A 15,369-nucleotide genomic window follows, 5' to 3' on the forward strand; every position below is an offset into this window, starting at 1 on the left:
GATGTCCCGCATTCCAGACCTCGTCATCGCCCACGGCACCGTGGTCAACAGCTTCGGCCGCCGGAACGCCCATGTGGTGGTCCGCGACGGCCGCATTGAGCAGCTCATCGACGCCACCGAACCGGTCCCCGCAGCTGACCGCATCGTCGACGCCACCGGCCGGCTGGTGATTCCCGGCGGCGTGGACGGCCACTGCCATGTTGCCCAGGTGACCGGACGCTTCCGCACGCTGGACGACTACCGCACCACCTCCACAGCTGCGCTCTGGGGCGGCACCACCACGATCATCGACTTCGGGATTCCCCGGGACGCCCAGGAAACCCCGCTGGCCGCCGTGCTCCACAAAAAGGAACTGGCGTTGGAATCCCGCTGCGACGTCGCCCTGCACGGGTCAGTGGTCAGCTGGGACGAAACCGTACCGTGGCAGCTGGAGCAGCTGGCCGCCGAGGGTGTGCGCTCCGTGAAGATGTACACCACCAACCGCGGCACCACGATGGCGGACGGGGACACCATCCTGAAGGTCATGCGCGAGATGGTCCGGCTGGACGGCCTCACCTACATCCACGCCGAGCACGACCCCATCATCAGCGACTGCACACAGCAACACGCCGACGACGGCAGGATCGGCATCGAACACCTGCACCGGACCCGGCCGGAGCTTGCCGAGGAAATCTCGGTCAAGGAAACCCTGGCCATGGCCGAGTACACCAAGGCCCCGGTGTACTTCGTGCACCAGTCCACGCCGGGCGCCGTCGACCTGGTCACCGAGGCACGTGCCCGCGGCCAGGAGGCCTACTCCGAGACGTGTCCGCACTACCTCACCCTCGATGACACGGTCTACGGCTCCGCCTTCCCCGAGTGGTACGCCTGCTGCCCGCCGATGCGCAGCCCCGAGACCGTTGCCGCACTCAGGGAGCGCCTGGCCGGCGGCGCAATCCACACCGTTTCCTCGGACCACTCCTGCTACGACCTGTCGCAAAAGCGCGAGCGCACGGACGACGTCCGCGCCATGCCGCACGGCCTCCCGGGGGTGGAAACCCGGATGCCTGTCACCTTCACGGCCATGGCTTCCACGGGCACTTCGGTGGAGGACTTCGTGGAGGTCTTCGCCGCAGGCCCTGCCCGCATCAACGCGGTCCCAGGCAAGGGGACCATCGCCGAGGGCTTCGACGCCGACCTGGTGATCTTCGATCCGGCCGAGGAGCGGGCGGTGGACGGCGGTGCGCTGCACATGGGCACTGATTTCTCGCCGTTCGACGGCCGGACGCTCACCGGCTGGCCCGCCGTCGTGGTGTCCGCCGGGCGTGTGGTGCTGGACAGCGACGGCTTCCAAGATCCCGGTGCCGTGGGGCGTTTTGTGGCCCGGAACGGCTTCCGCGAACACCAGGCGTCAGACGCGGGTTCCGCCGCAGGATCCGCCATTCCCGCAGCCCTCGCCGCAGCAAAGTAGGAGCAGCCATGCCTTCCGCAGCACGCAAGACCCGCATCGGCATGATCGTGCCGTCCTCCAACACCTGCCTGGAGCCGCAGAGCTACCGGATCCTTGGCGACAGGGATGACGTCACCATCCATTTCACCCGGATCCCCGTCACCCGTATCGCCCTGGATGACTCCTCGGACAAGCAGTTTGATCCCGCTGTCATGCGCGCGGCCGCGGAGCTGCTGGCAACGGCTGATGTGGATGTCATCGCCTGGAACGGCACCTCCGGGTCGTGGCTCGGGGCCGACCACGACCGTGAGCTGGCCGCCGAAATCCGCGACGCAACGGGCATTCCGGCCACCACGTCCACGCTCGCATACCTGGCGGCGTTCGAGTCCTTCGGGACGGAACGGATAGGGCTCTTCACGCCTTACACGGAGGACGTCAACCGCGCCATCATGGCCTCCTACGAGCAGGACGGCATCAAGACCATCGGCCACCGCGCCCTGGGCCTGAGCGACAACGAGTCCTTCGGCCGGGTTACGGACGATGAGATGCGACCGGGGTCCCTGGAACTCGCGGCAGCCCGCCCGGACGCCCTGATCTACCTCTGCACCAACCTGTACGGTGCCAACATCGCAGCGGAAGTGGAGGCGGAAACCGGCGTTCCGGTGCTGGACTCCGTGGCCGTGACGCTGTGGCACTGCCTCAAACTTGCCGGGTCCCCCTTGCTCGCACCGAGGTGGGGCAGGCTGCTGGCCTGCTGAATCCGGCGCAGCGCTGAACCCCAAGCAGCACTGCAGTTCAAGCAGCAGCAGCCCAGGCAAGACGACGGCGGCCCGCCCACTGGGAGCGGGCCCCCGTCGAACCTTAATTACTGTTGTTCAGGCTCCCGGTCAGGACCTCGGGGCCGTCATCAGGATCTTCAGGGCGTTCGGTTCGATGCTGATGGCCAGGTGCTTGCCGGTGCCCATATGGTCGCCGTCGAGCTGGAATTCCTGTTCGTGCTCCAAGGTGATCTCGGCGGTCTTGCCCTGGAAGTACTCCACGGATTCCGTCTCGTTCTTCCGTCGGCCGAAGATGCCCGCCACCACTCCCAGCCAACCCAGCCGTCCCTTCGGGGACAGGATCAGCAGGTCCAGCACGCCGTCGTCGACTTTTGCGTCGGGAAAGATTTCCACGCCGCCCATGATCCGGCCGCAGTTGCCGATCATGACGCTGCGGATCCGTCGCCCGATGGGGCGCTGCCCGTTAACACTGACCTTGGCCTTCACCGGTTTGCCGGGCAGTTTGCGGATGCCGGCTTCGACATAGGCGAGCCAGCCCATCCGGTCCTTGAGCACGTCAACGGTGTCGGCCATGATGGCGGCGTCGTAGCCGAGCCCGGCCATCACCAGGAACACCTGCTCGTCGTCCGAGTGATCCAGTTTTGCCTTGACCACGTCCACGGTGCGTTCCGTGCCGTTCAGGACGTCGAACGCCGCTGACACGGGGTCGGTGATGTCGACGCCAAGGTTGCGGGCCAACAGGTTGCCGGTGCCCAGCGGAACAAGTCCCAGGGGAACCCCGGTTCCCGCGAGAACCTCCGCCACGCAGCGTACGGTGCCGTCGCCGCCGGCCGCAATGACGACGTCGGCCCCGGCCTCCAGCGCCTCGCGTGCCTGGCCCTCGCCCGGGTCCTCGACAGTGGTCTCGAGCCACAGCGGTTCCGCCCAGCCCTGCGTTTCGCAGAGCCGGACCAGGGCGCCGCGGAGATCGGCGCCCACGGCCTTGGCGGGGTTGACGACGACGGCGGCGAGCCTGGTGTTGGTACCAGTCCGGGCCGGCGGAGTGCTCGACGGAGCGCTGCTGTTCTCCGGCTCATTGCTGTGCTGTGTCATGGCATCCTTCACGGGCAAAATTTTTCGGGGGGTACTCCCCACGTGAAGCGTAACGGTGATCCGGCGATTTTGGGCAGCAGGCTTAGGTTGTCGGCACCGGCCGGCCCGCTAGTGCTTGGCTGAGAGGTCCGCGGAAATCAGCCGGGCCGTCTCCACGGTTTCCTTCCGCACCATGTCCAGATAGGCCTTGGGGTCCGGTTTGGCGGCCACTGACTGTGCCTGCAGCGACACGTTGATGGCTGCCACCACCTTGGCTGGGCCGTGGAAAACCGGGGCCGCGATGGACATAAGGCCCAGCTCGAGCTCCTGGTCCAGGAGGCACCAGCCCTGCGCCCGGACGGTGTCGAGGGCTGCCACGAGGTCCTTCTTGGTGCCGATGGCCCGGGGGGTGAGGGGCTTGACCTCGGCCTCCGCGAGGTACTCCTCCAGCTTGGCCGGCGGCAGCGCGGCGAGCAGCACCCGGCCCATGGAGGTGGCGTAGGCGGGGAACCGGGTACCCACGGTGATGCCCACGTTCATGATCCGGCGGGTGGTGACGCGGGCAATGTAGGCGATGTCCTTCCCGTCCAGGACAGCGGCCGACGTCGACTCCCCCAGCCGGAGCGACAGCTCCTCCAGATGCGGCTGGGCCAACTGCGGCAAGGACAGGCCGGACAGGTAGGCGTAGCCCAGCTGCAGCACCTGGGCCGTCAGGGCGAACGTCTTCCCGTCGGTGCGGACGTAGCCCAGCTCCACGAGGGTGTGCAGGAAGCGACGGGCGGTGGCGCGGGTGAGGTCGGTGCGCGCAGCCACCTCGGTGAGGGTCATCACAGGGTGGTCGGTGTCGAAGGCGCGGATCACGGCCAGGCCGCGCGCCAGGGACTGGACGTACTGGTCGCTGGCCTGGGGCGCAGAGGAGGGCCTGGGCGCGGTCTCTGCTGCTGGGTCGGTCATGGTCACCAATCCTATTAGCCCGCCCGGACCCCTGAAGCGCGAACGGACACTTGGGGCCCTCCCCTGCCCCCTCACCCCCTGAGCGCGAACGGGCACTTGCGGCCCTCCCGCCGGGGCTTAAGTGCCCGTTCGCGCTGTGGGTTGGGGGCTTAAGTGCCCGTTCGCGCTGTGGCGCGGTTTAGCGTTCGACGGCGGGAGCTGCGGTGAGCGGGACGGGCACCAGTTCCTGGAGCTCCTCGAGCGTGCAGCCGAAGGTTTCGCGGACCTGGACGCCGTCGGGGCCGGTGAGGAAGACGGCCTTATCGGTGTAGACGCGGGTCACGCAGCCCACGCCGGTAAGCGGGTAGGTGCACGCCTCGACGATCTTGGAGGCGCCGTCGCGGGTCAGGAGCGTCATCATCACGAACACGTCCTTGGCTCCGGTGGCCAGGTCCATCGCACCGCCAACGGCTGGAATGGCGTCCGGGGCGCCGGTGTGCCAGTTGGCGAGGTCCCCGGTGGCGGAGACCTGGAACGCGCCGAGGACGCAGATGTCCAGGTGACCGCCGCGCATGATCGCGAACGAGTCGGCATGGTGGAAGTAGGACGCACCCGGGAGTTCGGTCACCGGGATCTTGCCCGCATTGATGAGGTCCTCATCAATCTCGCCGCCCTTGGCCTCGGGGCCCATGCCGAGCATGCCGTTCTCGGTATGGAGCGTGATGTCCTGCTCCGGCTGCAGGTAGTTGGAGACCAGGGTGGGCTGGCCGATGCCCAGGTTCACGAACGAACCCGGCTTGATGTCCTTCGCCACGAGCCGGGCCAGGTCGTCGCGGCCCAGCGGCGTCGCGGACGTCTGGATCGAACCGGTCTCACTGCTTGTCTGCGCGCTCATCTCAGGCCACCTTCACAATGCTGTTGACGTAAATACCGGGGGTGACCACGTTCTCCGGGTCCAGCCCGCCCACCGGCACGATTTCCGATACCTGGGCGATGGTGTGCTTGGCCGCGGCAGCCATGATCGGGCCGAAGTTCCGGGCCGTCTTGCGGTACACGAGGTTGCCCTTGCCGTCCGCCTTGAGTGCCTTGATGAGCGCGACATCGGCGTGGATGGGGGTCTCAAACACCTGGCCGCGGCCGTCGATGATCCGGGTTTCCTTGCCCTCGGCCAGCATGGTGCCGTACCCGGTGGGGGTGAAGAACCCGCCGATGCCCGCGCCGGCAGCACGGATGCGCTCGGCCAGGTTGCCCTGCGGGACCAGTTCCAGTTCGATTTCGCCGGCCTTGTACTTGGCATCGAAGTGCCAGGAGTCGGACTGCCGCGGGAAGGAACAGATCATCTTCTTCACCCGACCTTCCTTGATCAGCAGCGCCAGGCCCTGATCTCCCTGGCCGGCGTTGTTGTTCACCACGGTGAGCTCGCGGGCACCGCAGTCCATCAGCGCGTCAATCAGTTCGAACGGCTGGCCGGCATTGCCGAAACCGCCGATCATCACCGTGGAACCGTCCCTGATGCCGGCGACCGCCTCGCCGACGGTGTCAATGAAATTCAGCATCGCTCAGCCCTTCTCTGTGTTGGTTCCGGCAACGGTCATGTTTTCGAGGACGACGGCCAGGCCCTGGCCGACGCCGATGCAGATCGCGGCGACGCCCCAACGTTCACCGGAGGCCTGCAGGGACCTGGCCAGCGTGCCCAGGATGCGCCCGCCCGAGGCGCCCAGCGGGTGCCCCATCGCAATCGCGCCGCCGTGCCGGTTCACGATTGAATGATCGATGCCCCAGGCGTTGACACACGCCAGGGACTGCGCGGCGAACGCTTCGTTAAGTTCGACGGCGCCCACCTGGTCCCAGCCGATGCCCGCCTTCGCGAGGGCCTTGTTCGCCGCCTCCACCGGGGCGTACCCGAAGTACTGCGGATCGTTGGCGTGCGCGCCGCGCCCTGCGATCCGGGCCAAAGGTTCCATCCCCAGCAGCCCGGCGGCGTTCTCCGATCCGACCCAGGCCGCGGAGGCGCCGTCGGACAGCGGGGACGCGTTCCCGGCGGTGACGGTGCCGTTCTCGGTGCGGAACACGGTCTTGAGCCCGGCGAGTTTCTCGGCCGAGGATCCGGCGCGGATGCCTTCGTCCCGGACCAGGTCCGTGCCCGGAACCGGGGCTACCAGGTTGTCGTAGAAACCCTCATCCCACGCCGCGGCGGACAGGTTGTGCGAGTTCGCGGCGAACTCGTCCTGGGCCTCGCGGGTCACGCCGTACTTCTCGGCCAGCCGCTCGGTGGCCTCGCCCAGCGAGATGGTCCAGTCCTTCGGCATCGCCTTGTTCACCAGGCGCCAGCCCAGCGTGGTGGAGGCCAGGGTCATGTCCCCTGCCGGGTAGGGCTTCTCGGTCTTGGGCAGCACCCACGGGGCCCGGGACATCGACTCCGCGCCGCCGATCAGCATCAGGTCAGCGTCGCCGGCGTTGACCTGCCGCGAGGCGATGATCGCAGCATCCAGGGACGAGCCGCAGAGCCGGTTGACCGTGGTGCCCGGGATCGAGACCGGCAGGCCGGCCAGCAGCGTGCCCATCCGGGCGACGTTGCGGTTCTCCTCGCCGGCGCCGTTGGCGTTGCCGAACACTACTTCGTCGATCCGCTCAACGTCGAGCTTCGGGGCGCGCTTCACGATCTCACCGATCACGTGCGCGGCAAGGTCATCCGGACGGACGGCCGCGAGGCCGGAGCCGAACTTACCGAACGGGGTGCGCACGGCGTCGTACACAAAAGCCTGGTTCATCACTGTTCCTTTGATTCTGTTTGGGAGCCCAAACGAGGTAGCAGCTAATGTCGTTTTGACCGCTCAAAACGACACCTGCTGCTACCTAGTTGGGTGGGGCGGGGGTGTCTGCGGCGGCGTCCAGGTCGGTGTTGTCCGTTGCGCCGTTGTCCATTGCCGCGTTGTCCATTTCATGGAAGACCTGCTGGGCCGTCTTGAAGGCGGTGTTGGCGGAGGGAACTCCGCAGTAGATGGCGGTCTGGAGCAGGATTTCCTTGATTTCGTCCCTGCTCAGGCCGTTGGTGATGGCGGCTCGGATGTGCATCGCCAGTTCTTCCCAGTGCCCGTGAGCCACCATGGCGGTGATCGTGACAGCCGAGCGCATCTGCCGCGTCAGGCCCGGGCGGGTCCAGATGCCGCCCCAGGCGATGCGGGTGATCATGTCCTGGAAATCCTCGGTAAAGGAATCCTTATTGGCGTTGGCGCGGTCCACGTGCGCGGCGCCGAGCACTTCGCGGCGGACCACCATCCCGCCGTCGTAAATCTCCTGGCTGGTGGCGTCCGGCTGGACTGCGCCATGCCTTTCCATCCCGGTCATTTCGCTGCCCCGCAGGTTTCGCTCCAGGCGATGAGGCCCTTCAGGAGTTCGGCCACGTGGGCCGGCGCCTCGGCCGGAGCCAGGTGCGCCACGCCTTCCAGCGTCACGGCACTCGCGGTGCCCCCGCCGGCGGTGATGCCCTCCGCCACTTCCGCAGCGAACGACGGCGGCGCGACAGTGTCCTCCGCGCCTGCCACGGCCTGCGTGGGGACGCGGATGCTGCCGAGCTCATCGCGGACGTCGAAGCCGGCCAGGGCCTCGCAGCAGAACGCGTAGCTGAACCGGTCGGCGTCGCGCAGGGAGTGCAGCAGGCGGCTGCTGAGCTCCGGCTCCCGCTCCATGAATCCGGGAGCGAACCAGCGCTGCGCGGAACCCTGGATCATTACCGGAGTGCCCTGGCTGCGGACGGTCTCGGCGCGTTCCAGCCAGCCTTCGGGCGTGCCCAGCTTGGCCCCGGAGCACTGCACGGAAAGGCTCTTGAGCCGTTCCCCATGCTTGATGCCCAGCTGAAGCCCGGTGGCACCGCCGAGGGACACACCGGCGTAGTGGAACCTCTCGCCCGGAGCGATGGAATCAACCAGTTCGACGACGGCGTCAGCCAGCTCGGCGACGTCGAACGTTTCCGTCGCGGCCGGCGAGACCCCGTGGCCGGGCAGGTCCCAGGCGATGACGTCGAAGTCGGCGCCGAGCAGGGATCCGGCCTGGGTCCACAGCACTGACGACGTTCCCAATGACGGCCCCACCACCAGCAGGGGTTTGTCACCAAGCGGCCGCTGGGGTGAGAGCAGTACAGCCTTGACTGTTGGTCTAGCCACGGGATACTCCGTTCAGGTCTGTTCGGGTTGGGATGTCATGGGTTGCGCCGGTGGCGACACCGGCGAAGTCGGGGAAAGCGGCCAGGATGCGGCGGGAGATTTCGGCGGCCTGACCCAGGTACCCGGCCGGATCCAGGAGCTCGTCCAGCCGTTCGTCCGAAAGGGCACTGACCGGGACAGCTTCGCGCAGCAGGCGGCGGTATGTTCCGGCCTGCTCGGCGGCCGGAGCCTCGAGCGTCCGGTCCACCACGGACTGGAGCCGCTGCTTGCCGGTCCCGCCGGCGGCACCGGCGTTCTCCCCTGCCGGCAGAGCGTCGAGCAGCGGCGCGACTGCGGCCGAAACTCCTTCGCTGAGGAGCAGCGGCCCCGACAGGTCCAGGTTGCGGCGCATGGCTTCGGGGAAGACCTGCAGGCCTTCCGCGAGTTCCCGCAGGTGACGGGCTGAGCCGAGCGCCAGGCGGAGCAGCTGCCGGAAGGCGGGCCATTCGCTATGCCACGCGCCGTCGGGCCGTTCATCGTTGAAGTTGGCCGCCGCCAGGTGCAGCTGCGCAGCCAGGTAGGGAGCCTGCAGTGCCGCGCTGCGGACCAGGACGGACAGCACGGGGTTCTGCTTTTGCGGCATCGCCGAGGACACACCGCGCCCGGCGGCCCGCGGTTCGCCGAGCTCACCCACCTCCGGGCGGCTGAGGAACAGCACATCGGACGCGATCTTGCCCAGCGCATCCGTCACGCCGGCCAGAGCATCGCCCAGCGAGGTGACGGCCAGCCGGTTGGTGTGCCACGGCCCCGGCGTTGCCGCCAGGCCCAGTTGCGCCGCCAGGTTGCCCGAAAGGTCGAAGGGCGTCTCCACAGAATCCTTGGTCAGGACAGTCCCTGCGGCGAGCGTTCCCGCGGCACCACCGGTCTGCAGCGGAAGTTCAACGGCCTCCAGGCGCCGCGCGGCAGCAGCAAGCCCGTGGAACCATTGCGCCGACTTCAGGCCGAAGGTGAACGGCAGGGAATGTTGTGTCAGGCTCCTGCCCACGCACAGCGTGTCCGCATGCTGTTCCGCCAGGGCAGCCAGCGCCGTCGTAATTCCACGAAGGTCTGTCAGGAGCACAGACACGGCGTCGCGGGCCAGCAGCATCAGGGCCGAGTCCAGCACGTCCTGGCTGGTCAGCGAGGTGTGCACCGCACTCAGTGCACCAACTCCGAGCGCCCCAACACCGCCCCCGACTTGCTGCGTGTCCAGGGCCTTCACTTCAGTCCGGAGGTCAGCCAGCACCGGAATGACCGGATTGGCGCCGCCCTGCGCGCGGACGGCAATGCCGGCCACGTCATAGCGGTCCACATCCGCGGCGGCAGCCACGACGGCGGCGGAGCCGGCCGGCGCAAGTCCGGCCTTCTCCAGCACCGAAGCCCAGCCGGCCTCGACGGCGAGAATTGCCGCGAGCACCGCTCGGTCCCCCGTCAGCGCCGCCACAGCCGGCGACGCCGACACGGGGCTCAGGAGCCCTACGTCGCCGTCCATGCCGCCCGCAGCATATTCGCTGATGGCGCTGACTGGGCCGTCCTCGCTGGCTGCTCCGGAGGTTCTCACTGTGCGGCGCCCCCGGCAGCCGCTACCTCGGAGGCCGGCCCGCCCTCGAAATCGAGGAATACTGTTTCGCCCTCGCCCTGCAGCCGGATGTCCCAGGTGAGTCCGCCGTCGGCATCACGGCGCGCAATCAGGGTGCTGCGGCGTTCCGGATCCAAGGAGGACAGCAGCGGGTCAGCCGTCAGCGCTTCCTCGTTCTCGGGCAGGTAGACGCGGGTGAAGAGGCGGTTCATCAGGCCGCGGGCAAACACAGCCACGGAGATGAACGCTGCCGCACCGGGCTTGGTGGCGCCCGGGTTCACCGTGGTGAAGGTGTACACGCCGCTGTTGCCCACGGAGCTCCGGCCGAAGCCCGTAAACGTGTAGCCGTCGCGGACCAGCGATCCGGTCCGGTGCACGATGTTGCCGTCGGAATCCGGCTGCCAGATCTCCAGGATCGCATCCGGGATCGGGTGGCCGGCACCGTCGTACACGGTGCCCTGCAGGCGGATGGAGCCGGGCGATCCCGGGGCCAGCAGCTCGCGGTCCTTCTCGTACGGCAGGGCGTAGCCGTAGAAGGGGCCTACGGTCTGGCCGGGCGTGGGGGTCAGCTTGGTGGTTGAGCTCACGTTATTCCTCGTCTCCTTCTGCGCCGAATGCTTCGTTTTCGGTCCAGGTCCGTTTGGAGCCCGTCAGGACAATGTCCCACTTGTAGCCCAGCGCCCATTCGGGCTGGGTGAGATCGTGGTCGTAGCTGGCCACCAGGCGGTCCCGGGCATCCTGGTCCACGATGGACTGGTAGATCGGGTCCAGCGGGAACAGCTGGTCACCCGGGAAGTACATCTGGGTGACGATCCGCTGCGTGAACTCCTGCCCGAACAGCGAGAAGTGGATGTGCGCCGGGCGCCACGCGTTGAGGTGGTTCTTCCACGGGTAGGCGCCGGGCTTGATCGTCGTGAAGCTGTAGGAGCCGTCGGCCCCGGTGATGCAGCGCCCCACGCCCGTGAAGTTGGGGTCGAGCGGCGCCGGGTGCTGGTCCCGCTTGTGGATGTAGCGGCCGGAGGAGTTGGCCTGCCAGATCTCCACCAGCTGGCCGGCGACGGGGCGGCCGTCGCCGTCCAGCACACGGCCGGCGACGATGATGCGTTCGCCCTGGGGCTCACCGTTGTGCTGGATGGTCAGGTCCGATTCCAGTGCGTGCACGTCCTGGTGCCCGAAGGCGGGCGAGTACAGCTCGATGGTTTCCGGATCGGCGTGGTGCAGGCTCTTGGTGGGGTGGCGGAGGATGCTGCTGCGGTACGGCGCGTAGTCCAGCCGCGGCTGGATTTCCGGCGCTGTCCCGCTCTTCAGGGCTGCCGCGTACGCGTCCCCGATTGCTTTGATCTCGGCGCTGAGGTCCTGCTGGGTTTCCACGGCGGCCTTCGGCCGGGCCTGAGGCGCAGCCTCCGGTGCAGCCTGCGGTGCTGTCCCGGGTGCGGCCTGGGGTGCCGCATCCGACACATCTTCGGTGATCGGATCAGCGTTGAAGGTTTCAAGGTTGAGGTCTTCAGGCACGTCAGCCTCCTTTCGGTTGAGGGTGTTGATGGTTGGAGTTAGGTTCAGGGGGTGCGTTTCAGCTGGTGCAGGTGGTCGTACTGGACGGCGTGCCGCACCGGGGCGTTGGGGGCGCCGTAGCCGTCGTAGCTGCCGCGCCGTTCCACCATTTCGAAGAACACGCTGCCGACGGTGGCGGTGTAGAAGTGCAGGAATTCGCCGTCGGCGTCGCGGTCGTACAGGAGGTTCAGTTCCCGGAGCGTGGCCAGGAATGCAGGGTCCAGATCGAAGCGGGCGTCCAGGTCCTCGTAGTAGTTTTCGGGGATCTGCAGGAAGTCCAGGCCGCGGTCGCGGGCCTCCCGGGCGGTCGCCACGAGGTCGTCCACGGCGAAGGCGATGTGCTCCTGGTAGGTCTTCCGGTGGGCGGTACCGGCGTCTGCGCCGTCCTGCTGGATGACGGGAGCCAGGTTCAGTACCAGGCGCACGGCGCGGTCCGCGGTGAGCATCACCTGGGAGCGGACCAGCCCGCTGGGGCTGGGCACCTCCGCAAACGGCTGCGGCTCCAGGGCCAGCGTGCTGGTGTAGAACAGGACGGCTTCGTCAAAGTGCTGCCAGGGCTGGGCCAGGTTTACGTGGTCAATGACGGCGCTGCGGGCTCCGATGGCCGGGACCTCGAGCCCTTCACCGAATTCAGTGATCCAGGCTGCGGTGCCGTCCGGGCTGCCCTGGCAGAGGAAAATCTCAGTGGAGTCCGGCGCGGCGAAACCCTGGAACACTTCCTCGTTGGCCTGGCTCTTGCGCGGCACCGCCGGGGCCTTGAGCTGCTGCGCGCGTGCAGCGGCAATCACCGGCGAGTCGACGTCGAAACCGAGGGCCGCGATGGCGGGCCCGGAACCGGCAGTGCCCGAAGCAGCGGCGGCCGCGCCCGTTCCGTCTGCGGCATAAGGCCTGTCGGAGTCCTGCTCGTTGATGATCACGCGTGCGTGGCCCATGGTCCACAGTTGCACGTCCTTGGTGCGGTGTCTGCCGTTGAACTCAAATCCCAACTGGCCCAGCAGCTTCTCCAGGCCCGCGGTGTCCGCGGCTTTGACCTCGGCGAAGTTGAAACCTGCCGGTTCGGCCACCTGCGGGAGGGTGGCCAGCTCCATCGGATAACGACGGCGGCCGGCGGCACCAGCGCCCACCTCACCTGGCCCCGCCGGGGCGTTCGCGTCCAGCCATTTGGCGCTCTGTTCCTCGAGCCAGATCAGCGACCGCATGGCGTCGACGGCGGTGCGATCCACATCGGACTGGCGGAAGACGTCGTTGAACACCTCCAGCGAGACCGGTCCGGTGTACCCCGCGCGGACCACGTGGCCCATGAACTTGGCGAGCTCGAACTGCCCCTCGCCCGGGAAGACCCGGTAGTGCCGGCTCCAGGACAGGACATCCATGGAAAGTTTGGGGGCGTCTGCCACCTGGACGAAGAAGATCTTGTCCGCGTCGAAGGCCTCGATGGGCGCGGTGTCCCAATCGCGGGACAGGATGTGGAAGGAGTCGAGGCAGGTGCCCAGGTTCGGGTGGTCCACCGCGGCGACCAGGCGGTGTGCGTGCTCGTAGTCATTGACGTATTTGCCCCACGCCAGTGCCTCGTAGGCCACCTTGACGCCGTGGTCACCGGCGAGGCCGGCCAGACGGGACAGCTGCTCGGCTCGCAGGGAGTCGTCATCGATGGTGGCCGTGCCCACGTTGGAGCAGACCAGGATGGTGTCCACGCCCAAACGGGACATCAGCCTGAACTTGGCCTCGGCACGGCGGACGTTGGCGGTGAGGAGGTCCTCGGGAACGCTGTCGAAGTCGCGAAACGGCTGGTAGAGGTCCAGGGTCAGGCCCAGGTCCGCTGCCATCTTCCGGACGTCCTCCGGGCTCAGGGAGGACGTGACGAGGTCCTGCTCGAAGATTTCAATGCCGTCGAAGCCGGCTATGGCGCACGCCTGCATTTTCTCCATCAGCGTGCCGGACAGGCACACCGTGGCGATCCCGGTACGCATCAGGCAGCCACCTCTTCGGCAGCTACGAGTTCCAGGAAGTGGGAGCGCATGCGGTCTGCGTCGGCTTCCAAGCCGGTGAAGATCCTGAACGCGTCCGCCGCCTGGCCCACAGCCATGCGTCCGCCGTCCAGCACATCGCAGCCCTTGGCGCGGGCTTCGCGGACCAGTTCGGTTTCAATCGGGCGGTAGACGATGTCCGCCACCCAGTGCCGGGATTCCAGCAGGGAAACATCCAACGGGACACCCGGGTGGGCGGCCATGCCTACGGGGGTGCAGTGCACCAGACCGTCGGCGGGGGGCATCAGCTGCGGGAGCTCCGCCGTCGTGCGGGCCGTGACGGTGCTGCCCGGGAAGAACCCGGCCAGTTCGGCCGCGCGCGCGGCGCAGCGGTCAGGGTCCGTGTCCACGAGGTCAAGGTGGCGGACACCGGCGGTGAGCAGGGCGTAGGCGACGGCGGACCCGGCGCCGCCGGCACCAAGCTGGACCACGCGGTCAAGCTTTGCGCCGGGGAGGCCGGAGGCCAGGGCGGCTGCGAAGCCGGAGAAGTCGGTGTTGTGGCCGATAAAGCGGCCGTCCCGGATGGTCACGGTGTTGACGGCACCGAGGCGGCGGGCGTCCGGCGAGATTTCATCGAGATGGTCCAGGACCAGCTGTTTGCACGGGTGCGTGATGTTCAGTCCGTTGAAGCCGAGGCGGTGGGCGCTCTGCAGGAGCTCGCCCACGGAAGCGCCGGGCAGGCCGAGTTCAAGGAGGTCGATGGGGCGGTAGAGGTACCGGAGGCCCTGGACGTCGCCTTCGCGCTCGTGCATGTGGGGCGTGAGCGACGGCAGAACGCCATCCCCTACGAGGCCCACCAGAAAGGACTCTGCTCGATTGCTCATCCGTTTAGCTCCTTTGACAACGGCATCCGGCTTGCCGGGGCGCTCTTGGCGCCGGCGGCTGCTTGCCGGGTGATATGGCTTACAGTACAGGAAATGTTCACATATTGCACTTTTGTTCTTATTGCGAACAAATGACGACGACGGCAAGCGCCCGCCGGGGCAGCGCAGCTCATCGCTGCGGCAGCCTGGCGGACAATTCAGCGGCCGCCTCCTGAAGCGCGGGGACAAGCGCCACCAGATCTTCGAGGCCGAGCCGGAAGACCGGAACTGCCGTGGCCAGCGACGCAAAGGCGTAACCCTGGGCATTGAAGACGGGCACTGCAACGGCGCGCATCCCCAGTTCGTTTTCCTCATCCATGACGGCGTAGCCGCGGCGGCGGACCTGCTCAATCTCGGCCCGGAAGGCCTCCCGGTCGGTGATGGAGTGCTCCGTGAGCGGCTCAAGCTCCAGCTCTTCCACGAGGCGCTGACGCTCGGCATCCTCGGCAAATGCCACGAGCGCCTTGCCAACAGACGTGGTGTGCAGTGCGCCGAGGTGGCCCGGATCGCTGGTGACGCGGAACGTCTGGGGGCCGTCCACCTTGTTGACGGTGAGGTGGTGGTGCCCGTCGCGCACGGAGAGGATGGTCGCCTCCCCGGTCGTCTCGGTAACGCGGCGCAGGATGGGCAGCGCGGTGCCGGCAAAGCCGTGGTGGTTGGATACGCGCTGGCCGAGCTGGAAGACGCGGAGGCCCAGATGGTAGCGGCGGCCGTCCGGCTCGTAGTCCACAAAACCGTCCCGCGTCAGCGAACCCAGCAGCCGGTATGTGGTGCTGAACGGCAGTTCGGCACGGCGCGACAGTTCCGCCGCACTCGCACCCCGGGGCTCATCGCCCAGCAGCACGAGCAAGCCCAGCGCCTTGCCCACCATGTCCGTCCGGGCATCGTCCTTGGCGGCCTTTGGCACGTTGGCCGGTTCTGTGTCTTGATTCACACTCATACCTCGATGTTGCCAC

The 15,369-nt window shown here is 67.6% G+C and carries 15 protein-coding genes; 2 read left to right on the plus strand and 13 right to left on the minus strand.

The window, feature by feature from the left end; genetic code table 11:
* The first annotated feature begins 1 nt into the window (after position 1).
* Complete coding sequence (locus J2805_RS00685; protein ID WP_309967644.1) at positions 2–1,450, plus strand: amidohydrolase family protein; 1,449 nt, start codon at positions 2–4, stop codon at positions 1,448–1,450.
* A gap of 8 nt (positions 1,451–1,458) precedes the next feature.
* Positions 1,459–2,187: a maleate cis-trans isomerase family protein gene (locus tag J2805_RS00690; RefSeq protein WP_309967647.1), complete on the plus strand. Its 729-nt coding sequence runs from the start codon at positions 1,459–1,461 to the stop codon at positions 2,185–2,187.
* Between the two features lie 129 nt (positions 2,188–2,316).
* On the opposite strand, the gene J2805_RS00695 is transcribed toward J2805_RS00690, so the two are convergent.
* The 13 genes from J2805_RS00695 to J2805_RS00755 all read right to left on the minus strand — a co-directional run bounded on the left by J2805_RS00695 (position 2,317) and on the right by J2805_RS00755 (position 15,353).
* Complete coding sequence (locus tag J2805_RS00695) at positions 2,317–3,300, minus strand: diacylglycerol/lipid kinase family protein (RefSeq protein ID WP_309967650.1); 984 nt, start codon at positions 3,298–3,300, stop codon at positions 2,317–2,319.
* Between the two features lie 108 nt (positions 3,301–3,408).
* Entirely contained in the window at positions 3,409–4,233 is an 825-nt protein-coding gene (locus J2805_RS00700) for an IclR family transcriptional regulator domain-containing protein (protein WP_309967653.1), read from the minus strand.
* A gap of 178 nt (positions 4,234–4,411) precedes the next feature.
* Positions 4,412–5,107, minus strand: a complete 696-nt coding sequence (locus J2805_RS00705) for a 3-oxoacid CoA-transferase subunit B (RefSeq protein WP_309967656.1) — start codon at positions 5,105–5,107, stop codon at positions 4,412–4,414.
* Position 5,108: 1 nt separating this feature from the next.
* Positions 5,109–5,768 carry a 3-oxoacid CoA-transferase subunit A gene (locus J2805_RS00710; protein WP_309967658.1) on the minus strand — a complete coding sequence of 220 codons (660 nt, stop codon included), beginning with the start codon at positions 5,766–5,768 and terminating at the stop codon, positions 5,109–5,111.
* A gap of 3 nt (positions 5,769–5,771) precedes the next feature.
* The gene (locus tag J2805_RS00715; RefSeq protein WP_309967662.1) at positions 5,772–6,983 is read right to left on the minus strand and encodes a thiolase family protein; all 1,212 of its coding nucleotides are present in this window, start codon (positions 6,981–6,983) and stop codon (positions 5,772–5,774) included.
* A gap of 85 nt (positions 6,984–7,068) precedes the next feature.
* Positions 7,069–7,560, minus strand: coding sequence for a 4-carboxymuconolactone decarboxylase (gene pcaC, locus J2805_RS00720; protein WP_309967665.1), 492 nt, complete (start codon positions 7,558–7,560; stop codon positions 7,069–7,071).
* Positions 7,557–8,375 (minus strand): alpha/beta fold hydrolase, encoded by an 819-nt coding sequence (locus J2805_RS00725; protein WP_309967667.1) that lies wholly within the window; start codon positions 8,373–8,375, stop codon positions 7,557–7,559. Before J2805_RS00725 ends, pcaC begins: the two co-directional genes overlap by 4 nt.
* Positions 8,368–9,885: a lyase family protein gene (locus tag J2805_RS00730; protein ID WP_309969047.1), complete on the minus strand. Its 1,518-nt coding sequence runs from the start codon at positions 9,883–9,885 to the stop codon at positions 8,368–8,370. Before J2805_RS00730 ends, J2805_RS00725 begins: the two co-directional genes overlap by 8 nt.
* A gap of 65 nt (positions 9,886–9,950) precedes the next feature.
* A complete protein-coding gene (pcaG, locus tag J2805_RS00735; RefSeq protein WP_309967669.1) occupies positions 9,951–10,559 on the minus strand; it encodes a protocatechuate 3,4-dioxygenase subunit alpha in 609 nt (202 codons plus the stop codon).
* Position 10,560: 1 nt separating this feature from the next.
* Entirely contained in the window at positions 10,561–11,430 is an 870-nt protein-coding gene (gene pcaH, locus J2805_RS00740) for a protocatechuate 3,4-dioxygenase subunit beta (RefSeq protein ID WP_396134195.1), read from the minus strand.
* Between the two features lie 98 nt (positions 11,431–11,528).
* Complete coding sequence (locus tag J2805_RS00745) at positions 11,529–13,493, minus strand: bifunctional sugar phosphate isomerase/epimerase/4-hydroxyphenylpyruvate dioxygenase family protein (protein WP_309967674.1); 1,965 nt, start codon at positions 13,491–13,493, stop codon at positions 11,529–11,531.
* A complete protein-coding gene (locus J2805_RS00750; protein ID WP_309967677.1) occupies positions 13,493–14,374 on the minus strand; it encodes a shikimate dehydrogenase in 882 nt (293 codons plus the stop codon). The genes J2805_RS00745 and J2805_RS00750 overlap by 1 nt, the downstream gene beginning before the upstream one ends.
* Before the next feature lie 169 nt (positions 14,375–14,543).
* Positions 14,544–15,353: an IclR family transcriptional regulator gene (locus J2805_RS00755; protein WP_309967680.1), complete on the minus strand. Its 810-nt coding sequence runs from the start codon at positions 15,351–15,353 to the stop codon at positions 14,544–14,546.
* Positions 15,354–15,369: the final 16 nt, after the last annotated feature.

The organism is Arthrobacter oryzae (assembly GCF_031454875.1).
GTDB lineage: Bacteria > Actinomycetota > Actinomycetes > Actinomycetales > Micrococcaceae > Arthrobacter > Arthrobacter oryzae_D.